18 protein-coding genes are annotated in these 21,990 nt (G+C 45.9%); 11 read left to right on the forward strand and 7 right to left on the reverse strand.

Annotation, left to right across the window (positions count from 1 at the left end):
* The first annotated feature begins 62 nt into the window (after window positions 1-62).
* From dusB to MHM99_RS01150, 6 genes are all read left to right on the forward strand, one after another.
* Window positions 63-1,061, forward strand: a complete 999-nt coding sequence (gene dusB, locus MHM99_RS01125) for a tRNA dihydrouridine synthase DusB (RefSeq protein WP_014951289.1) — start codon at window positions 63-65, stop codon at window positions 1,059-1,061.
* Window positions 1,062-1,091: 30 nt separating this feature from the next.
* Window positions 1,092-1,385 (forward strand): DNA-binding transcriptional regulator Fis, encoded by a 294-nt coding sequence (gene fis, locus MHM99_RS01130; RefSeq protein ID WP_012520109.1) that lies wholly within the window; start codon window positions 1,092-1,094, stop codon window positions 1,383-1,385.
* A gap of 82 nt (window positions 1,386-1,467) precedes the next feature.
* Entirely contained in the window at window positions 1,468-3,066 is a 1,599-nt protein-coding gene (purH, locus tag MHM99_RS01135) for a bifunctional phosphoribosylaminoimidazolecarboxamide formyltransferase/IMP cyclohydrolase (RefSeq protein ID WP_049585742.1), read from the forward strand.
* Window positions 3,067-3,377: 311 nt separating this feature from the next.
* Window positions 3,378-4,193 (forward strand): class I SAM-dependent methyltransferase, encoded by an 816-nt coding sequence (locus MHM99_RS01140; protein WP_049585484.1) that lies wholly within the window; start codon window positions 3,378-3,380, stop codon window positions 4,191-4,193.
* Between the two features lie 27 nt (window positions 4,194-4,220).
* A complete protein-coding gene (gene purD / locus MHM99_RS01145) occupies window positions 4,221-5,513 on the forward strand; it encodes a phosphoribosylamine--glycine ligase (RefSeq protein WP_168533058.1) in 1,293 nt (430 codons plus the stop codon).
* A gap of 466 nt (window positions 5,514-5,979) precedes the next feature.
* Window positions 5,980-6,732, forward strand: coding sequence for a glucosaminidase domain-containing protein (locus tag MHM99_RS01150; RefSeq protein ID WP_049585479.1), 753 nt, complete (start codon window positions 5,980-5,982; stop codon window positions 6,730-6,732).
* A 169-nt stretch (window positions 6,733-6,901) separates the two neighbouring features.
* Here the strand turns inward: MHM99_RS01150 and MHM99_RS01155 are convergent, their stop codons facing one another.
* A complete protein-coding gene (locus tag MHM99_RS01155) occupies window positions 6,902-7,663 on the reverse strand; it encodes a sugar-binding protein (RefSeq protein WP_049585477.1) in 762 nt (253 codons plus the stop codon).
* 157 nt (window positions 7,664-7,820) lie between these two features.
* Here MHM99_RS01155 and MHM99_RS01160 point away from each other — a divergent pair, with 157 nt between their 5' ends.
* The 5 genes from MHM99_RS01160 to envZ all read left to right on the forward strand — a co-directional run bounded on the left by MHM99_RS01160 (window position 7,821) and on the right by envZ (window position 13,569).
* On the forward strand, window positions 7,821-8,756 hold the full coding sequence (locus MHM99_RS01160) for an ion transporter (protein ID WP_049585475.1): 936 nt from the start codon (window positions 7,821-7,823) through the stop codon (window positions 8,754-8,756).
* 122 nt (window positions 8,757-8,878) lie between these two features.
* Entirely contained in the window at window positions 8,879-9,784 is a 906-nt protein-coding gene (locus MHM99_RS01165; RefSeq protein WP_014951296.1) for a phosphoribulokinase, read from the forward strand.
* 154 nt (window positions 9,785-9,938) lie between these two features.
* A complete protein-coding gene (locus MHM99_RS01170) occupies window positions 9,939-11,084 on the forward strand; it encodes a DUF2855 family protein (protein ID WP_049585473.1) in 1,146 nt (381 codons plus the stop codon).
* Window positions 11,085-11,391: 307 nt separating this feature from the next.
* Window positions 11,392-12,114 carry a two-component system response regulator OmpR gene (gene ompR / locus MHM99_RS01175; RefSeq protein ID WP_014951298.1) on the forward strand — a complete coding sequence of 241 codons (723 nt, stop codon included), beginning with the start codon at window positions 11,392-11,394 and terminating at the stop codon, window positions 12,112-12,114.
* Between the two features lie 135 nt (window positions 12,115-12,249).
* Window positions 12,250-13,569, forward strand: coding sequence for a two-component system sensor histidine kinase EnvZ (gene envZ, locus MHM99_RS01180; RefSeq protein WP_239217797.1), 1,320 nt, complete (start codon window positions 12,250-12,252; stop codon window positions 13,567-13,569).
* A 26-nt stretch (window positions 13,570-13,595) separates the two neighbouring features.
* Here envZ and MHM99_RS01185 read toward each other — a convergent pair whose 3' ends face one another.
* The 6 genes from MHM99_RS01185 to hslR all read right to left on the reverse strand — a co-directional run bounded on the left by MHM99_RS01185 (window position 13,596) and on the right by hslR (window position 21,435).
* Window positions 13,596-14,768, reverse strand: a complete 1,173-nt coding sequence (locus MHM99_RS01185) for an MFS transporter (protein WP_239217799.1) — start codon at window positions 14,766-14,768, stop codon at window positions 13,596-13,598.
* A 140-nt stretch (window positions 14,769-14,908) separates the two neighbouring features.
* Window positions 14,909-17,332: a TIM-barrel domain-containing protein gene (locus MHM99_RS01190; protein WP_239217801.1), complete on the reverse strand. Its 2,424-nt coding sequence runs from the start codon at window positions 17,330-17,332 to the stop codon at window positions 14,909-14,911.
* A 253-nt stretch (window positions 17,333-17,585) separates the two neighbouring features.
* Complete coding sequence (locus tag MHM99_RS01195; protein ID WP_239217803.1) at window positions 17,586-19,148, reverse strand: phosphoenolpyruvate carboxykinase; 1,563 nt, start codon at window positions 19,146-19,148, stop codon at window positions 17,586-17,588.
* A gap of 446 nt (window positions 19,149-19,594) precedes the next feature.
* Entirely contained in the window at window positions 19,595-20,485 is an 891-nt protein-coding gene (gene hslO, locus MHM99_RS01200; protein WP_187446233.1) for an Hsp33 family molecular chaperone HslO, read from the reverse strand.
* A gap of 23 nt (window positions 20,486-20,508) precedes the next feature.
* Window positions 20,509-20,874 carry a S4 domain-containing protein gene (locus MHM99_RS01205; protein WP_239217961.1) on the reverse strand — a complete coding sequence of 122 codons (366 nt, stop codon included), beginning with the start codon at window positions 20,872-20,874 and terminating at the stop codon, window positions 20,509-20,511.
* 162 nt (window positions 20,875-21,036) lie between these two features.
* On the reverse strand, window positions 21,037-21,435 hold the full coding sequence (gene hslR / locus MHM99_RS01210; protein ID WP_239217805.1) for a ribosome-associated heat shock protein Hsp15: 399 nt from the start codon (window positions 21,433-21,435) through the stop codon (window positions 21,037-21,039).
* Window positions 21,436-21,990 lie beyond the last annotated feature (555 nt).

Below are 21,990 nucleotides of genomic sequence, written 5' to 3' on the forward strand. Positions count from 1 at the left end.
CCCCGTTTTAGCCGGGTGTATATTTTCTGTGCAGTTTTAGATGGCGAGCTATACATTTTACAATGCGAATTGGACCTTACGAGTTAGAAAACAATTTGATGTTGGCCCCCATGGCTGGCGTAACAGACAGACCGTTTCGCCAACTTTGTAAGCGCTTAGGTGCAGGGCTTGTTGTTTCAGAAATGCTTTCGAGTAACCCGAAAGTTTGGAACACAGCTAAATCACAAGCGCGTATGAATCATGAGGGTGAAGAAGGCATTCGCTCTGTACAGATAGCTGGGGCTGATCCTGAGCTTATGGCTCAAGCAGCACAATTTAATGTTGAGAACGGTGCGCAAATCATCGATATCAACATGGGTTGTCCTGCTAAAAAGGTTAATAAGAAGCTAGCAGGTTCTGCATTGCTTCAATACCCAGACACAGTGGAAGCGATTATTAAAGCAGTAGTTAATGCTGTTGATGTACCCGTGACACTAAAAATTCGTACCGGCTGGAACCCAGAAAATCGCAATGGGGTAGAGATTGCCCGCATTGCAGAGCAAAACGGCATACAGTCGCTTGCTGTTCACGGCAGAACACGAGCTTGTATGTATAAAGGAGAAGCTGAATACAGCACCATACGTCAAATAAAGGCGGCAATTTCAATTCCTGTTATTGCAAATGGTGATATTACTTCTCCAGAGAAAGCACAAGAGGTGCTGAATTACACCGGTGCAGATGGCGTAATGATAGGTCGCGGCGCGCAAGGTAAACCTTGGATATTTAAGCAAATCCAACATTATCTTGAAACGGGCGAGAACCTACCAGCACCGCCGCTGTCAGAGTTATATGAACTCTTGCATGAGCACGTAGCCAATGTGCAGGACTTTTATGGCGACATAGCCGGTGTGAGAATTGCCCGTAAGCACGTGGGCTGGTATCTCGCGGAGCACGATACGGATCGTCAGTTTCGTAAAACGTTTAACGCTATCGATGATGCGAATGAGCAACTCGATGCACTAAATGCATATTTTCAAGCGCTGCAGACACGAGAAACCCGACAGATTTCTCCCGCAGCATAGTGATGACTAACTTAAGAGCAACACAGTATTATGTTCGATCAAAACGTGACTTCACCTTTTACTACTACAGTAACTACGCCTTCACAAACGCAAGCTCAAAAGCCACTGCGTGACTCTGTAAAGCAAGCGGTTAATAAGTACCTTAAGCAATTGGATAACGCAAACATCGATAACCTGTACGAAATGGTACTGGCTGAAGTTGAAGCGCCGCTGCTAGAAGAAGTCATGACTTACACACGCGGCAATCAAACCCGCGCTGCCATCATGATGGGCATCAACCGTGGCACACTTCGCAAGAAGCTTAAGCAATACGGCATGAACTAAGATTCCAAGGGCTTTGCCCACCAAAGAGCACCAATCGGTGCTCTTTTTGTTTCAACACTACAACATTAGAAACTTAAAATTTATGCAAACACCAAAACCAATTAAACGTGCTCTCCTTAGTGTCTCTGATAAAACCGGTATCCTCGATTTCGCGACAGCGCTGCATAACGCTGGCGTAGAACTTCTGTCGACGGGCGGTACTGCTAAACTTCTCGCTGACGCTGGCTTACCTGTTAAAGAAGTGTCGGATCACACAGGTCACCCAGAAATTATGGCTGGCCGCGTTAAAACCCTTCACCCGAAAATTCATGGCGGTATCCTTGGTCGTCGCGGTACCGATGAAGCAGTGATGGAAGAACACAGCATTGCGCCTATCGACCTTGTGGTGGTTAACCTTTACCCGTTTGCTGCTACCGTGGCAAACGAAGACTGTACGCTAGAAGATGCAATTGAAAATATTGATATCGGTGGCCCAACGATGGTGCGCGCTGCTGCAAAAAACCATAAAGATGTGACTATTGTGGTTAATGCGTCTGACTACTCTCGCGTACTTGCTGAAATGAACGACAACAACAGCTCATTAACGTACAACACCCGTTTTGACCTTGCGATTAAGGCGTTTGAACACACAGCTGAATACGACGGCATGATTGCAAACTACTTTGGTGCCCGTTTAGATAGCACAGGTTGTGAAGCAGACTGTGATCATCAGCATAGTGAATTCCCACGTACCTACAACATGCAGCTGACCAAGAAGCAAGACCTTCGCTACGGTGAAAACAGCCACCAGGAAGCGGCTTTCTATGTTGAAAACAACATTCAAGAAGCGTCTGTTGCCACTGCTACCCAGCTTCAAGGTAAAGAACTTTCGTTTAACAATATCGCTGATACCGATGCGGCGCTAGAGTGCGTGAAAGAATTCGAAGAGCCAGCATGTGTAATCGTTAAGCACGCTAACCCATGTGGTGTAGCGATTGGCGAAGATATTTTAAGTGCCTATGACCGCGCGTTTAAAACTGACCCTACGTCTGCATTTGGCGGCATTATCGCATTTAACCGCGAGCTTGATGCGAAAACAGCGCAAGCGATTGTTGACCGTCAATTTGTGGAAGTAATTATTGCGCCGACAGTAAGCGATGAAGCGAAAGAAGTAGTAAGTGCGAAGAAAAACGTACGTCTTCTAGCGTGTGGCGATTGGGCTGGTCAGCTAACTGAAGGTTATGACTTTAAGCGCGTAAACGGCGGTTTATTAGTACAAGAGCGCGACTTCGGCATGGTTGAAATGGAAGACCTAGAAGTTGTGACTAAGCGTAAGCCAAGCGAAGATGAACTACGCGACCTTATGTTCTGCTGGAAGGTAGCAAAGTACGTGAAGTCTAACGCGATTGTTTACTGCAAAGACGGTATGACGGTAGGCGTGGGCGCAGGCCAAATGAGCCGTGTTTACTCTGCAAAAATTGCGGGTATTAAAGCAGCTGATGAGAACCTTGAAGTTGCAGGCTCTGTAATGGCGTCTGATGCATTCTTCCCATTCCGCGACGGTATCGACGCTGCGGCTGAAGCAGGTATTAAAGCAGTCATTCAGCCAGGCGGCTCTATGCGCGACCAAGAAGTCATTGATGCCGCTGACGAGCACGGCATTGCTATGGTGTTCACAGGTATGCGCCACTTCCGTCACTAATAAGTATTTACGCAATACCTTTTAGTGCAGGCTTAGTGAGGGACACCAACACCTAAGTTAAACACGCAGTAAAGTGGCATTTAGTGGCTTTACTGTGTGTTTGTTATTTTTCCTTAACCCTTTTAAATACGCAGACTCGAGGTCATTTGCTTGGTTGTAATGAAATCTCATCGAAGCGACAGAGTTGCGAATTATTCTGCTAAGGCGTAAGTGCAAATAGGGGTTAGCTGATAGGCTTGATCTGACCCGTGGTAATTTGTAGTAATAGTGTTATGTTATTCGCCTACCCTCGACAGAAAAAGGAAATAAGAATGAAAAAGTTAGCCCAATATGTGTTAGCCGCAACCCTAGGTGTAAGTGCTACTTATGCCAGCGCAGATGCGATTTCTGATGCCGCAATGAGCGATATCCGCTCTGCTAGTGCAAAAGTACGCGATGAGTACCGTAATCCTCAGCAAACACTGCGCTTTTTTGGCCTTACCCCAGACATGACTGTGGTAGAAATCTCTCCCGGTGGTGGTTGGTACGCCGACATCCTTTATTCTGTTGTAAAAGATAACGGTAAGTATGTAGCTGCTCACTTCTATGTTGACGATGAAACCAGCGGCTATTACAAAAAGTCGGTAGAAGGCTTCAAAGAAAAAATGAAGCCGGGCATGAAGTACGAAGGTGCTGAGCTTACTGCATTCGACCCAATCAAAGCGTTAGATATTAGCGACGCAGGTAGTGCCGATATGGTGCTGACGTTTCGCAACGTACACAACTGGTATATGCGTCACGGTGACGAGGGTATCGACAATGCATTTGGCGCATTTTTCAAAGCGCTTAAGCCAGGTGGCGTACTGGGCGTAGTGGAACATGAGCTTCCTGAAAGCGCAGATGATGAAGCAATGAAGAAAAGTGGCTACATGAAGCGTTCTTACGTTGTGGCTGCCGCCGAAAAAGCAGGCTTTGTGCTTGAAGCAAGCAGCGATGTCAACGCTAACCCAATGGATACTGCCGACCACCCGAAAGGTGTGTGGACGCTACCTCCACGTTTGGCGCTAGATGATCAAGATCGCGAAAAATACATGGCGATTGGCGAGAGCAATCGCATGACGCTAAAATTCACCAAACCAAAATCATAAAATTAAACACTCAAAACGGAACAGTTAATGAACGTACTTGTAATTGGCGGCGGTGGCCGCGAACACGCGCTAGCGTTTAAAGCAGCGCAGTCTTCTGATGTTTCAACAGTATTTGTAGCACCTGGCAATGCCGGCACAGCTACAGAACCTAAGCTTGAGAACGTAGCTATCGATGTAAATGATATTGCTGGCTTGGTTTCTTTTGCTCAGGGTAACGATGTTGAGCTTACTATTGTAGGCCCAGAAGCGCCGCTAGTTGCAGGTGTTGTTGATGCGTTCACAAACGCTGGTTTAATGATTTTTGGCCCCACTCAAGCTGCCGCGCAGCTTGAGGGCTCTAAAGCTTTTACCAAAGACTTTTTGGCTCGCCACAACATTCCAACGGCCGAGTATCAAAACTTCACAGAAATTGACCCAGCTATTGCCTATGTGCGTGAGAAAGGCGCGCCGATTGTAGTAAAGGCTGACGGTCTTGCTGCGGGTAAAGGTGTTATTGTTGCGATGACCCTTGAAGAAGCGGAAGACGCTATCCGCGACATGCTGGCAGGTAACGCGTTTGGCGAAGCCGGCAGCCGCGTAGTTATTGAAGAGTTCTTAGACGGTGAAGAAGCGTCGTTTATTGTTATGGTGGACGGTAAGAACGTACTACCTTTTGCCACCAGCCAAGACCACAAGCGTGCTGCTGACGGTGACAAAGGGCCGAACACAGGCGGAATGGGTGCATATTCTCCGGCTCCGGTTGTAACGCCAGACATTCACGACCGTATTATGCAAGAAGTGATTATGCCAACAGTTAACGGTATGGCTGCTGAAGGTAACGACTATGTGGGCTTTCTATATGCTGGCCTTATGATTATGGCCGATGGCACTCCAAAGGTAATTGAGTACAACTGCCGCTTTGGCGATCCGGAAACTCAGCCAATCATGCTGCGCTTAAAGTCTGACTTGGTTCCACTTTGCCAAGCAGCGTGCAAAGGCGAACTTGCTGGCAAAACGATTGAGTTTGATGAGCGCGCGTCGGTAGGTGTTGTGCTTGCCGCTGGCGGCTATCCAGGCAGCTATGATAAAGGCGACGTGATTACTGGTTTCGAAGAAGCCGCTAAGTTAGACGGAAAGGTTTTCCATGCAGGCACCGCCCTTCAAGATGGCGAAGTGGTAACCGCAGGTGGCCGCGTACTTTGCGCTACAGCTTTGGGTAACAACGTTACCGAAGCGCAGCAAAAAGCCTACGAGCTACTTAAAGCCATTCAGTTTAAAGATGTGTACTACCGCACTGATATTGCGCACCGTGCGATTGCGCGTGAAGCTGAGGCCAAGTAGCCGAAAGCCTCATAGAAAGTGCTAAATGAACGCAGCTTAATGCTGCGTTCTTACATAATTACATAAAGCCAGGGTGTGAATTCTTCACCCCCCACTTCTACACTTACCACTTACCACTTACTCACCATGCTAACGTGCAGTAAACGCATAAATTGTAATTTTCCCAGCTACATATCACTGTTTAACCTTATACTAACGCTCAACACAAAAGAAAACTCGCGCTCAGTACATAAGCAATAAGGTATTGAATTTCACATTGAGTCTGATTTGGTACTTGCCGATAGTACTGTATACATTATAAATCTTTAATTTACTGACCCTCTCCATATGTTGCAGCACATACAAGAACCTGTATGGTATTAATATCAATCCGCATAGATGATTAACCACTTAGCGAGATTTAATAAGCTCAGGTAGTCTGCTTAAAAAGCGTATTATTTCATTCTAATAAAAGAGGTATCACCTGATGTCGAACACTAAACTTATTGCTGTGTTGCTTGTAGCAGTAGTGGCGAGTACCGCAGCGTGGTTCGCCTTTTTTGCCAAAGAATCTGCTCCAGACTTTACTGCTTATGCCGCAGGCCCTGACCGAAAAGCGGCATTTTTTGAGTATTTCACTCCTATTGTAGTCGAGGTGAACAAAGAGCTAGCCACCGACAGGGAGCAAATTCAAAGTTCATGCAACGCGGATGAAGCAGACAATCTAGACCAGTTCCTAACAAAGTTTCGTGTTGACGATGCAGACCTTGAACAAGAGTCAGCCTGCGAGGTTTTGTTAAGACGTGCCGACATTGTTCCTGCGTCGTTAGCTATTGCACAAGCAGCGAATGAAAGTGCATGGGGCACCTCTCGTTTTGCAAAATTAGGGAACAACTTTTTTGGTCAGTGGTGTTTCTCTAAGGGCTGCGGTATCGTTCCAAAATCGCGGGACGCTGATAAAAATCATGAAGTTGCTGATTTCCGTTCGCCTGCCGACTCAGTAGAAAGCTACATGCTAAATTTAAACACCCACGATGCTTACAAACCATTGCGTAACATTCGCCAATCCTTACGTGAAGACGACAAGGCTGTCACTGGGGTTGCGCTTAGCTATGGCTTAGGGAAGTATTCTGAGCGTGGCGATGAATATGGAAAAGAAATACGTGAGATGATCAGTTTTAATAAACTTGCAGTGCTGGACAAGTTAGATCTGAGTAAGCAGGAGGGCGAAGCCAATTAACTCAACCAGCTAGAGCGTGACGAGCTCTGTTGCACATTTTCTTATCGCCAAATGCCATGGCTTTTAGCCAAGGAGAGTGTTTGCAGGTTAAAAGGAGTGGCATTTCTGCGACTCCTTCCAATTACGCGCAGCAAGTCAATCAATTAAAGTAGCGACAAATTATGGTTCGCTACTTTGTCAGCTTCACCTTTCCAAACACCGACGCATCTTTATACCCCAAGTTTTTATCGCCGTTTACTGGGGTGATCTCATGAGAGCCTAAAAAGTGCTCTCTGTCGCCACCATCCGCATCACAATAGGCAAGCATAAAGCCCAGTGTCATACCTTCTTTTAAGGTAACTGGCGAATTATCTTTTCCGTGTTGATAGCTATCATCAAATACACGTACCGCTGCTTCCCAATGAATCTTATGCGGCGCCGATATATCTCGCTGCCATTTGTTCTCTACGTGATCATTGTAGAGTTGTGGTACAGCCTCTCCTGCTTCGTTTGGACCTATATCAATAACCTGATTATCTAGCGCCAAGTGATAGGCAAACGCATTGTAATTATTAAGGTGATCGCCACCAGAGGCATCCGCATCAATGAAAATCTCTAAACAGTCATCGTCCCAATAACGTTCAAGGGGATTGGCATAGGTATCTGAAAGGTGATCGTCTTGTATTTCTGCCAACAGATACAGCGCATCCTTGTTCCATCGCAGTTTATATCGACCAGAAAAATCACCGGACTCAGGAGCTGAGCCCCACATAAGAGCCGTCATTTCATGCCAGTCGCCCTCTTCCCATGCCGCATCGTTGGCTACGCCATCTATAACAGGTGGCGTTGATGAAAAAAGTACGCTGTCAGACTTAGCTTGTGCTGTGGGCACAGACATAGCCACAAGCAGTGCCGAGGTTAGTGCTGCCCCTAAATGTTTTGTACTTTTCAATTGGATACGCTCTTTATTTGCTTATTTGTATTTTAAACTACCATGTTTTGACCCCATCCGCGCTTGAAAATAGCGCCAAACACCCTCTTCTTTTTTAGAAGCATTACCAATTTGCAACGGTAATTGGTATAAAAAGGACATTCGTTCCCTCACTACTATGGCTATGTCATTTCAAAACGCGTGCTATCACATCCTTGCGCCTGCTAGCGAGGCTCACGAGTACAAAAAGCTCAGCAAAATATTTGATGTATTTCTCATCGCGTTAATTATTGTAAATGTTGTCGCTATGATGCTGGAAACAGTGCCGGGTATCCCTGCCATTTGGCAGTACGAACTTCATATAATCGAAGTGGTTTCAGTACTGATATTTACCGTTGAGTACTTTCTTCGTTTATACGGCAGCGCATCGGCCCCAAACCGCCCTAATCACGAACGTACAACGACATGGCAAAAGCGCTGGTCCTATTTGAAAAGTCCCATGGCGCTCGTCGACCTAATGGCAATTCTGCCTTTTTACTTAAGCGTTTTCGTGGCGTTCGATTTACGTATTTTGCGAATATTTCGGGTAATGCGAATTCTAAAAATCGGGCGCTATTCACGCTCTATGCAAACTCTCATTACCGTATTGCGCAACGAGTCTCACAGCCTTATTGCGGCATTAAGCGTACTTTTGTTGTTCACGATTATTGCCGCCACCTGTATTTACTACATTGAACATGCTGCTCAGCCGGATGTTTTCAGCAGTATTCCTGCCTCATTGTGGTGGGCACTCGTCACGCTGACCACAGTGGGCTATGGTGACGCCGTTCCTATAACTGCATTGGGTAAAATATTTGGCGGCCTCATAACTATTATGGGTATCTGTTTTTACGCCTTACCAGCGGGTATTTTATCTTCTAGCTACACGTCACAGATGCAGCTAAAACGCAATAGGTTTAAAGACACAGTAAGAAGCGTTTTGGACGACGGAAAGTTGAGTGAGCACGATGTGCATCACCTAGAACATGTTCGCGCACTTCTTGATTTAGATGAAGAAGAGGCAAAGCTAATTGTGCGCCTATTGCAGCACCATCACAAACGGCTAGATGATTGATTATACGCAGGCTGGAGCGAAAGCAACTTCTAAGAATCGAGTGATAAGCGCTTATACCTCCCCTTGATTCTTAGCTCACATCAGCTTATAACTAGTACCCGTCATTTCCAAAAAGAATTCCTATGTCTGTCAAACACCCTATTATTGCTATAACAGGTTCTTCTGGCGCGGGTACTACTACCACGACCAACGCTATACGCCATATTTTCAGGAACTTAAGTGTTAATGCTGCGGTTGTAGGAGGCGATAGTTTTCACCGTTTTACCCGCCCGGAAATGGAAGTGGAAATTCGCAAAGCCCAAGAACAAGGCAGACATATCAGCTACTTTGGCCCTAAAGCCAACGACTTTGAGCTACTGGAATCCCTGTTTAGGGAATACGGCAGCTCGGGTACAGGACAGTTTAGACAATACCTTCACACATTCGATGAAGCCGTGCCTTTTAATCAAATGCCCGGCACCTTTACACCTTGGCAAGATTTACCCAAAAACACTGACTTGCTGTTCTATGAAGGTTTACATGGCGGTGTAAAAACGGAAGAAAATGACGTAGCAAAACATGTAGATTTACTGGTCGGCATGGTGCCGATTGTAAACTTAGAGTGGATTCAAAAAATTGTACGCGACACCACTGACCGAGGACATTCTCGTGAAGCGGTAATGAGCAGCATAGTGCGAGGACTGGACGACTATTTCCACTACATCACGCCACAATTTTCACGCACCCACGTTAACTTCCAGCGCGTACCAACCGTTGATACCTCCAACCCCTTCAGTGCACGGGAAATTCCAACCCAAGATGAAAGCTTTGTGGTTGTGCGCTTTAGACGGGAAATGAAGACTGTGGACTACCCCTACCTCCTTCAAATGATCGACGGCGCGTTTATGTCTCGCATCAACACCTTGGTTGTACCCGGCGGAAAGATGGGCTTAGCCATGGAGCTCATTTTAACTCCGCTCCTTGAAGACATCTTAAATAAAAAGCGTAGAGCTGGTCATCAGATGGATTGGTTGAGCAGCGACGAGTGAGCCCAATATACATCGCTTCTATAGGCATATATTTAAAACAGTAAGTCGTAATGGCTCATGCCCTGCGTCAATCTAGGTTCTATTCGGAAACTTTCTTGATTTAGTTTCTTGATTTAGTTTCTCGACCTAGTTTTTGACACAGCAGGCTCCTATTATGACCACAATTAAAAGCCAACAAATTTGGGTAGACCAGCAAAACCTTGCCAACACTAACGTTGTTACCCGCGATATAAACATCAGCGACTTACAGCAAGACGAAGTATTGCTTGAGACAGACAGCTTTGGCTTTTCTGCCAACAACATCACCTATGCTGCACTGGGTTTTAAAATGGGCTATTGGGGCTTTTTCCCTGCAAAGAGTGATAATGACGTTGATGAAGCACATGGCTTCGGCATTGTGCCCGTTTGGGGCTTTGCTACCGTTAAGGCATCTTGTCATAGCGATATCAAAGTAGGTGAAAAGGTGTTCGGCTACCTGCCTATGGCTAGCCATTGGGTGATAAAAGCTGGCAAAGTTGCCCCTCACGGCTTTTCAGACATCCACGAAAAACGGAAAAGCATTAGCCCTGTTTACGATCAATATCTTCGCTGTGCCGCCGACCCCGGCTACGACAAAAACCGCGAAGCATGGCAGCTTAATTTTAGACCCCTTTATATGACTTCGTTTGTGCTCGATGACTATGTGGCAGAGAAAGCAAACAATGAAACCTTACTGTTGTCGAGCGCTTCGAGTAAAACCGCACTGGGTACAGCGCAACTACTTAAAGACCAAAAGGCCTCTCGAAACGCAAGCTACAAGGTGGTTGGGCTAACCTCGAAACAAAACGTGGATTTGGTAAAAGCGACCGGCTGCTACGATGAAGTGTATAGTTATGACGAACTCTCAGCCCTAAGTAGCGAAGGCAATAGCAGTAAAAGCAGCGATGCGCGCTACTGGCTGCTTGATTTCGCTGCCAACGGTACGTTGATTAATGACCTTACCAAGCAGCTTGGCGACAGCCTGAGCGACGTTACACTCATTGGTGCGACAGATTGGAAAGCCCGAGAGAAGCCCAACCCCAAACTGCTCAATGCAGAGATATTCTTCGCGCCAGCTCGCGTGAAACTGCGCCAACATGAATGGGGGCACGAGGCCTTTTTGGCAAAATACGCCAGTGCATGGAAACGCTTCGCAGAGAAAATGAGCGATCAGTTTTATGAGCAATCGCACCGCGGAGCTGATGCTATAACGCAGTTATATTTAGAAACGCTTAATGGCTCGGCGCAAACAAAAGCCCTTAACGTCGTCACTTTTGATTAGCGCCTCTTAAGGATTACAACTTGAACTGCTGGTGTGTTGTTGCACTGCCTACGTTATAACGCTTCTCACCAATACGTAGTTCACTATAAGCTCAGTGGGGAGAAAAGCGTAATGGCTGCCTCCTCGTTGGAGTCTGCTGGGCTTTTACTAGACCTTGCTGGCTCTTTCTGGAACTTTCTTTACATGCAAGTTCGACAGGCCTAGACACTATTTGTAACAAACATCCCCAGCCTTTTACGCTTTTCTCGCTTTTGTATTTCACATCTTGTGGTTATAGTGAAACAAAAGTAAAACGAAAGGTATGAGTATGGGTCAGGAAACCTCTAAAATTCTCGTTGTTGATGATGACATGCGTCTGCGCAGCCTATTAGAGCGCTATTTGCTTGAGCAGGGCTATCAAGTTCGCAGTGCGGCTAACGCAGAACAAATGGACAGACTGCTAGAGCGCGAGAATTTTCACCTTATGGTTTTGGACCTTATGCTACCTGGTGAAGACGGCTTATCTATATGCCGCAGATTGCGCCAGCAAGAAAACGACATGCCCATTATTATGCTTACTGCAAAAGGCGATGAAGTTGACCGCATTATCGGCCTTGAAATGGGTGCAGACGATTATTTGCCTAAGCCATTTAACCCACGCGAGCTACTAGCACGTGCTAAAGCGGTATTGCGCAGACGCAGCAGCGAAGCGCCGGGCGCGCCGTCTAAAGACGTGCAAATTGTGGAATTTGGCAATTACAAGCTGAACCTCGCCACCCGCGAGATGACAGCTGGTGATACACCTTTAACCCTGACAAGCGGCGAGTTTGCGGTATTAAAATCTTTGGTTACTCATCCACGTGAGCCTTTGTCACGAGACAAACTGATGAACCTAGCGCGTGGTCGTGACTACAGCGCCTTAGAACGCAGTATTGACGTTCAGGTTTCACGCTTACGAAGAATGCTTGAAGAAGACCCTGCCAACCCTCGTTATATACAGACTGTATGGGGATTGGGCTACGTATTCGTGCCTGATGGCGAACAAGTTTAGCACCTATGACTGATACGGCGGGCTCTACCGTCCTGGCCAGTGCGCAAGTGAAGTATGTTTACTCATGACCCCTAATTATGCGTTTACCTACTGCCATTCCAAACACTGGCTTATGATTCAAAGCGACGGCATGTTATGCGTTTAATTCCCAAAAGTGCATTTGGCCAAACCGTCATGCTTATTGGCGTGCTGTTGCTTATTAATCAGATTGTGTCCTACATCTCTGTTACCTATTACTTTATTCAGCCCAGCTACCAACAAATTAACAGCTTATTGGCCACCCAAGTGAAATCTGTGCTCGCCAACGACTTGTTGGTGACTAACCAAGAAACCCGCGACCGCTATTTTCAAAAAACCCAGGTACAGGTCTTTGACGAAAGCGTTGCCAAACAGAATGGATTAGAGAGCGCCGTATACTATAGCTATATTTCTTCTCAGGTTAGCGAGCAGCTCCAGCAGCTTGCAGATGTGCGCATTAGCACCACCACGCAGGCCAGCGACGAAAATGCACCATACATTGTTTGGATATCTCTGAACCGCTACCCAGATACGTGGATCTCTATTCCTATTTCAGGACTTAACGAAGCAAATATATCCCCTCTGACTATGTACTTGATGGTAATTGGCATATTGAGTGTGGCCGGGGGCTGGTTGTTTGTAAGACGCATGACTCGCCCGTTGTCAGCCCTGCAAAAAGCAGCAATAGCGGTGGGTAAAGGCGAGCACCCGGCGCCGCTTCGCGAACAAGGCAGCACCGAAATGATTCAGGTTACTCGGGCGTTTAACCGTATGAATCAGGGTATTAAGCAGCTTGAGAATGACCGAAATATTATGACAGCAGGTATTTCTCACGACTTGCGCACACCGCTTACCCGTATTCGCCTAGCCTCAGAAATGCTACCGGAAGATCAAGATTGGATAAAAGACGGTATTGTAAATGACATAGAAGACATGAACGCCATCATCGATCAGTTCATTGACTATGCGCGCTACGACACCGAAGAAGTCACTCAAGAAACTGATTTAAACGCGATTATTGCAGAGCTGGTACAAGCCAGACATTTAGACGACAAGCACCACATCGAACTCAAACTCAACGCCATTCCTCCGCTGTCACTTCGGCGAATTGCAATGAAACGCGTGATCGACAACCTCATCGAAAATGCTTTCAAGTACGGCTCGGACGATATTGCAATTAGCAGCTTTTACAATCGTCACGAAAAGCGCGTGTATTGCAAAGTACGCGACTTTGGCCCGGGAATACCGGAAGCGGAGCTCGACGGTGTATTCATGCCGTTTGCACAAGGCGACAAAGCCCGCAATTCGTCAGGTTCAGGCCTTGGCCTTGCCATAATAAGGCGAATTGTAGAAGCTCACGATGGTGAGGTGACGTTGCGAAATCATCCTCAGCAGGGCTTGGTCGCAGAGTTTTATTTACCCTATCAAACCCATTAAGCCCAAAAACACTACACGGATTGGTATTAACTTCTGTGGTACTTAATTTTTCGGCTGTATCCATAAGACGCCAACCACAGCACGCAGCCGCCAAGTGGGATCACCCAAAACGCCGTAGTAAGTGGCGCGAAGTTCGCCCATAGTCCGGTAGAAAACGATGCCACTTGCACGCCAGTAGAGTTACCGATAATAGAAATACCAGAAAGTACTGGGCCGTTGTCACTGTCGATATTCATTGCCGCAGAAAGTGCTAACGGGAAGAGCCCACCTAGCCCTAAGCCAAGCAGTAAGTTACCAGCGCCAATCCCATAAAATGAAGGCATTAGTTTCAGTGCAAATACACCCGCTAGCGAGGCTGTTGCCATGATTACAATCATGCGGTGCACCGATACAAATCGCAGTAAAAACGGGAAGGTAAGGCGGCTAATCACCATGCCAGCGGTAAAAAATGCCAGTAAGTTTCTCGACTGTTCGCCGGTAAAGCCTAAGCCGTTTTGCGCATAGCTCACAAACCAGTTCGCGTTACCAAATTCTACAGCACCATAGCCAAAGGTAAGCAAAGTGAGAAATATGAAAACAGGCTGCTTAATAATGACCCCAAATGCCAAGGTCTTTTTAGGCGCTTTAGGCTGACCTTTAAGCACTTTTGCCTGAGAACGCGCCGCAATAAATGCATAGCACGAAAGCACAATCATAACGCCTGCCAACACCTGAATAGGTAAACGCCAGTTGTGCTCAACAAGGTATAACAGTGTTACAAAGAACGACGCCGCAAACGTACCTAAACTGAACATAAAGTCCATTAAGCCCATCATAGTAAAACGCTTTTCTGCGTACATTCGTGCAATAAGCGTGTGGCCAATAGTAAATATTGTTGAGCTCACCACACCGATTAATACCGCTAACACCAAAAACCACTGCCAAGCGGTAAGTACTGACACAAGCAGCAACAGCGTCGTATTCATACTGAATAACGTGGCTAATAGCGGCATATACTCAAAGCGACTGGCATACTTGCCACCAATCACAGCGCCTAACATCATGCCTACAGAGAAGAGCGAAAAAAGTGCGCCACTGACTACTTCAGACATTTGCAAATCGGCTGCAATATCTGGCAGTAATATTCCCCACAAGAGAAACAATTTACCAATTAGAAAAAAACCAGCGAAAATAACGATGGTGGCAGGAAGTCGGCTCATTTAGGCTCCATGGCTGATATCAGTAGAAAGACATCCGATTTAGGCGTGAGGGCACAGCGTAGTTATGCCCTTGACCACAAAGTGAACCTTTTGAGGGCGCTGACCTTTACTGTGCAAGAAAGAACAGCAGCCCTTAATTATCACATAATCACTACCTTTACAGATTGCTGATAATCGCAAGAAATTGCAAGTGAAAGCGTTTTCCCTTTTTCATCCCACATTACAGGCACGCTCCTGCCATCAAGTGAAACACTCTGTGGTTTTTCGCTTAAACCGTGCACGACGTAAGTGATGTCTCGCTGCTTAGGCATACCTATATAGCTGCCTTCGCTATCAAGCGTCAGGGTTAATGCGGCCTTTTCGTCTAATGACGCACTGAGCAGTAGTTTGGTGTACAAGCCTTTTTTGACAGACGCTGGATTTTTGCCGTCATCCTCGTAATAAGTATATGAAGATGAATTCACTGAATTGTCATGCCAGTAATGCATTTCTATTTTACGGGCATCAAACTGCTCTGTGCGGCTAAGCCCTTTAGTCATTGGCATAAAGCTTCCCGCTTTTACCCACACTGGGTAATTATCTTGGCTTAGCGGGTAGTTAACGGTTTGACCACCTTGGTATTTCGTATCAGAGAAAAAATCAAACCATACGCCTTCGGGTAACTTGGTCGGCCACACCGTTTGGTTAGCGCTCGTCACAGGCGAAACTAACAGACCATCGCCCCACAGATAACTGTCTGCATTTTCAAACCAATCGCTTTCACCGTACGCCATAGCTAACGGACGCATTAATGGCGTACCGTAAAGCGCATTTTCAAAGGCCAATGAATAGTTATAAGGCAGCATGTCATAGCGAAGTTGGATAAACTTGCGCGCAATAGACTTTACGGGGTCGGCGTGGAAAATTGGCTCCGGCGCAATATTGTCTTGAGCATGAGGCCTAAATACCGGTGAAAAGGTACCGAACTGAAGCCATCTTGTATAAAGCTCGGGATCAAAGGTTTCGCCTCCAGCAAACCCACCTAAGTCGGAATGGGTATACGCCATTCCAAAAACACTCATTTGAAGTGCCAACTCTACCTGAGGTTTAAGTCCGCCCCAGCTTCGACTCACATCGCCTGTCCACGGCACCATTCCGTACCGTTGACTGCCCAAAAAGCCTGAACGCATCAGCACAAAGGGGCGCGTATCAGGCTGAAGCTCTGTTAGGTTGTTATATACGGTTTTAGCCCACTGGTGACCATAGGCATTGTGCACTTCTGCGCCGCTTACTTTTGTAGACTGCCACATGTGCTGAATATCATCAGGGTGCACTTCAGGCTCGCCCAAGTCGCCCCACCAGCCGGCAACACCCTGTGCAGCAAGCTTTTCATAATATTGCCAAAACCAATTTTGACCCGCTTCACTGAACACATCGACAAGGCCGGTATTGCCAAAATAGAAATCGAAAGTATACGGCGCACCATCATCGTTTTGAGCAAGGGCATTACTGGCAACGGCACTATCCCATTGCTTTGACGTCGTAAGAATAAAAGGCTCGGTTATCAGCACGGTTTTCACGTCTTGAGCGCGTAGCTCACTAATCATTTTCTCGGGCTCAGGGAAAGTGGCGGCGTCCCAACTTAAGTTCCCCATGTGCCCCTTAATGTCTTTACCAAACCAATATAAATCGAGCACTACGGCATCAACGGGAATATCTTGCGTGTTAAAGGCATCAACAACATCCATCACTTCATTTTGTGATTTATAGCCAAATCGAGATGCAAAGTTACCCAGCAGCCAGCGTGGAGGAAGCGGCTGTTTTCCCGTTACTGCAACGGTAGACCTTACTGTATCTTCTAAATTTTCACCTAACACCATGATGTAGCTTGCACGGCCGCCTTGTGCCTTAAATAGCAACTCGTCGCTGTTCGTTTTGCCAATATCTAGCTCTCCAGAAGCGGTGTTATCGAACAATACGCTGTAATTTTTTGACGACATCACAGCCGACAAACCAAAGTACATCTGATTTGAAGACGTGGTGTAGCCATAGTGTGCTTTGTTATATAGCGGCATGCTATGACCACGACGATCCATACCTAAGACGCGCTGGCCGCCACCATAGAGTTTTTCGTTTTTATCTAACGCAAACGACAGGCTGACGCCGTTATCAGAAATGTTTAGCCCATCTTGTTCTTTTGCTACTACTTTGCCGTTTACCGAGTAACTGATAACGTGCGTCGCCTTATCAACATGCGCTGCAATATTATTGAGTTTTAAGATTAGGGTTGTCGCAGTTTCAACTAGCTCTACATCATTAGCTTTTTTGTTTTTAACACCAGTCAACGCGGGCTCGGGAAGCGCCATAGACGGTAGATTTGCGTAAGGCGTGCCATTATCATCAGTAAGATACGTTACTTGAAAGCCACTATCGTGCAACGCGCTTATCGTGAAGTCATTGGTATCCGTATCAATATTTAGCGTTGCTTTTTCGAGTGTCGCTGTTTGAACTTCGGCTACCGTATTTACCGAGAAAAATGCCAAACCAGCACATGCAAGTGCTATACGCTGTTTCCTGTCTATCATGCTCAAAACCTTCTTTATGCTTCAAAGCGAAGCGCACCTAATTAGCGAACCGCACTTAATTAACGAAGCGCGCTTAATTAAAGCCTACTTGTGTACGGTGAATGATAGCCAGTGCATTGCTCAACTTAAATATACATACGTATTCATAATGTTAAATTTGTTAACAACAATACAAAAAAAGCCCGCAACACGGTGCGGGCAAAACATCAATCACGTTGAGTGTGATGAACGTTGGGAAGGGGCGAACCGAGTGTTAGTTACCCGGCCCGGCTTTAACGATAGCGTCGCTAACGTCGTATTTTTCAAAGTTCTGTTTAAAGTCGTTGACTAAGCTAGCGGCGTATTCGTTGTACTTCTCTTTGTCAGCCCACGTGTTTTTTGGCACAAGCAAATTGCTGTCTACACCGTCTATTGCCACTGGCACATCTAGGTTTAACGCGTCAATATGCTGAGTTTCAACATCAGCTAAGTTACCCGATACAATCGCATCGATGATGGCGCGTGTAGTAGGGATATCAAAACGGCTACCTGTGCCGTAAGGACCGCCTGTCCAACCGGTATTAACCAAGTAAACCTTAGCGCCAAACGCTTTAACACGCTTAATCAGAAGCTCTGCATACACGCCTGCTGGACGTGGGAAGAAAGGCGCACCAAAACAAGTTGAGAAGGTTGATTCAATATCGCTAGTAGAGCCAATCTCAGTAGAGCCTACTTTCGCTGTGTAACCGCTTAGGAAGTGATACGCCGCAGCTTCTTCACTTAACACTGAAACAGGAGGCAACACGCCACTTACGTCACAGGTCAAAAATACAACCGAGCGAGGTTCGCCGCCTCGGTTTTCAGCAACGCGCTTTTCAATGTGTGAAAGCGGATAGGCCGCACGTGAGTTTTGGGTTAACGACGTGTCGGTATAGTCTGGCGTGCGTGTTTCATCAAGTACTACGTTTTCTAGGATGGTACCAAACTTGATAGCATTCCAAATTACTGGCTCGTTCTTTTGAGATAGGTCGATACATTTAGCGTAGCAACCGCCTTCAATATTAAATACGCTACCTGGTGCCCAGCCGTGCTCGTCGTCACCAATCAAGAAGCGCTTAGGATCGGCTGAAAGCGTAGTTTTGCCAGTACCTGAAAGACCAAAGAACAAGGTCACATCGCCTTCTTCACCCACGTTGGCTGAACAGTGCATAGGTAGCACGTCTTTTGCCGGAAGCAGGAAGTTTTGCACGGAGAACATGGCTTTTTTCATTTCACCTGCGTAACGCATGCCTGCAATCAACACACGCTTTTTAGCGAAGTTGATGATAACTGTGCCATCACTGTTTGTGCCGTCACGCTCTGGCTCACAAGTGAAACCAGGTACGTTTAAGATTTGCCAAGGCTGGTCGCCTTTAACATTCCATTGTTCAGGAATAATAAAAAGGTTGCGAGCAAAAACGTGCTGCCACGCGGTTTGCGTTCTTACTTCAAGCGACAAAGCATGTTCAGGGTCTGAGCCCACTTGAAGGTGTGAAAGAAAGTGTTCTTGGGTAGACAGGTAGGCTTCAACGCGGTCCCACAGCGCATCAAATTTGTCAGCGTCAAAAGGCTTGTTCACCTTGCCCCAATCGATCTCATTTTCGGTTGTTGACTCTTTAACGATAAATCTATCATTTGGAGAGCGACCGGTTCGTTTTCCGGTCTCAACGACAAGCGCCCCGTTTTTGTCAAGGACACCTTCGCCGCGCTTTACGGCGCGCTCGATAAGTTCTGCATTTGGCAGATCGGTGAGTGGCGTTACTTTCAGATCCGTTTGAATTGAGGCTGCTGCGGTCATGGCTGTTACCCTATATGTAATTTTTCAAAAGCACTTTCAAAAAAGTATCACCTCTTCGAGTGTAATGTAAACAAGGTCTAGCGCGCATTTATAAAACACATACTCACTATTTCTCATATGTTAATTTCTTAAATATTGTAAATTAATTACAAGGAAAGCCTTTTCCTTGGATATAAATGCAAAAATAGGGCGTAGAAAACCTATATTGATCGATGAATTTCAAAATAAAAAATGACAATTTTTTTTAGAAAGTGAAGGTGAAAATTTTCACCACAACAGGAAGAAAAGGAAAATAGGATGATGTAGGAAAGTTAAACACTTACTACTGGGCATTTTTTAACCACAAGTGAAGTGTTGGAAAAATGAACCTATCTAGACGGTGAGAGATTCAGAAACAAAAAAGCACCTTCAAAAGAAGGTGCTTTAACACAGCAGTAAACAAGTAGTTACTGATTTGAAGACGGTGCGTCGAAGTTGCCGCTGTGAATAGCCTCTACGTCGATACTATCGAAGCGATATTCGGTATGACAATACTGGCAGTTCATTTTGATCGCACCTTCTTCAGCTATAATTGCGTGAAGCTCAGACTTCTCAACGTGACGAAGTGCTTCTGCGCTGCGCTCCTTCGAGCATGAGCAGGCAAAGGTTACGTCCTTCGCTGGATACACTTCCACGTCTTCTTGGTGGTAAAGACGATATAAAATGTTTTCAACCGACAACGTAAACATCTCTTCTTTGGTCAACGTTTGAGTAAGTTTAGAGATATGAGCAAACTCATTGGCTTGCGACACATCAGTAGCGCTAGCATCAGTCGGTAAGACCTGAAGTAACACACCCGACGCTTTCGCGTTTTTAGGGTCGGTCATTAGGTGCACGCTGGTCGCTAGCTGCTCTGACTGAGCAAAGTAGCCTTCAATACATTCAGCTAAAGAAGGCTTATCTAATGCAACAACGCCTTGATAACGCTCGCCTTCATCTGGTGTGATAGTAATGACCAATACCGCTTGAGACAATAACTCTGAAAACGTTTCTGGCAATGTTTCTAATGTCTCGTCCCAGCGCGCCACACCGCGAAGCGTTTGTTCGTGAGTGGCGTTTAACACCGCGTAACTTACTGGGCCTTTGCTTTGAATTTGAAGAGAAATTTCACCTTTAAACTTAAGCGTTGCCGTTAACAATGACGTCGCTGCCGCCATTTCACTTAGCAATGTTTGAATTTGCACAGGGTATTCATAGCTGTGCACAATTTGCTTTAAGCTCTCATCAAGACGAACCAATTCGCCACGAACGTTAGCTTGGGTAAATAAGAAGCGGTGTAATTTATCGAAATCGCTCATAACTAATCCTGTTGAGCAGCCTACTATTGCTGCTTAAATTTAATAATCTGTCGTCGCTGCTTTTTATCAGGTCTATGATCTGGTTTAGGGCTGTGAAAGGCGTTCATTTTGCGCGCCATTTGGTTTTCTTCACGTTTTGTTACACTTTCAATCGTCTCTTCAAAAAGCGCCTGCGCCAAAGGCGCGCTCAAACGCTTGTCACTTAAGCCTAGCACCTTAATTTCACGATTATCCCATCCTGAGGGAACTTTAATCATGGCGCCAAGCTCTACATGCTTACCAGGTTTGGCCCTTTGCCCGTTGTACTGGACTTTTCCCGACTGCACCATGTCTCTTGCTATTGCGCGGGTCTTAAAGAACCTTGCAGCCCTCACCCTATAAACAACGATTTTTGTATCCTTTACACTGAGTGAGTGAGTGGGAAATCAAACCAAACCCAATAAATTCGACCCATAATCCAAAACTAACTACCCAAAACAGACATACAATTATTTAAATACAAAATCTTTACTAGTTAATTTGTTGCCATGAACAATATTATACCTACAAATTTAAGAATCTCTTGCCTTTATTTTTAGCAATTCTCGACGCTGTTTCTTATCCGGCTTTGTATCAGGGTGAGGACTATGGAAGGCGCTTAGTTTGCGAGCCTCTTGATTTGTTAGCCTCTGTCTGACACTTGGATCTGTTTCACGATAAAGTTGCTGTGCCATATCTGCCTTACGTCTTTGATCGCTTAGTTTACAGACAACAACTTCTTTCATGTCATAGCCTTGCTTGAAGGTAACAACCGCACCGATTTCAACTATTTTTCCCGGTTTACATTTGTGACCATTATAATTGACTTTACCCGCCTGAATTGCTGTCTTGGCAATTGATCGCGTGCGATAGAAGCGTGAGGCCCACATCCACTTATCTAATCTAACAACAACATCTGTCAAATCATTCATTTTAAAAGTCTTAATCCAATAAATCTGCAATCCTTATTGTAAATCACTCGGAAAAGCACAGTCAAAACGCCATTCCATATAAACATCAACAATTATTTGCACACCTTGCTTTTGTGCTTTATCCGCGTTCTGCGGCGTTATTCAATCATCCAAGATTTTTAAATTGGGGAGCGTGAAAGCTCAGTGGGTAGCTCGTTCCAGAGGAGCTACGCAGACATCGTGCTTCAATGGTTTTGTAAGGTGGTGGTGAGCGCTGATTTTTAGCTTCTGAGCGACGCAGCCCATCCAGGGCTGCTGTTCAATTATCGGGACATCTGAACTTACCGTTATGCTCTAGAAATACCCGCACCTTATCCTTAATTGTCATATTACCCAGCATCTGATTTACTTTTTTGGGCTATTTGCATTCTGAGGTTGGAAAGTATGTATTCGGTCCTACTGTGCAAAAACGTCAGTTGGTTGGAATAGGTTAATTTTGACTCTGAGTGCCGTAACTAGACTGTCAAATAATTCTGGTCGATTGACTCCTCTTACCTTATTCCGGTCTATCAGGAT

It is taken from the genome of Alteromonas sp. MmMcT2-2 (assembly GCF_022348305.1).
Taxonomy (GTDB): Bacteria; Pseudomonadota; Gammaproteobacteria; order Enterobacterales; family Alteromonadaceae; genus Alteromonas; species Alteromonas macleodii.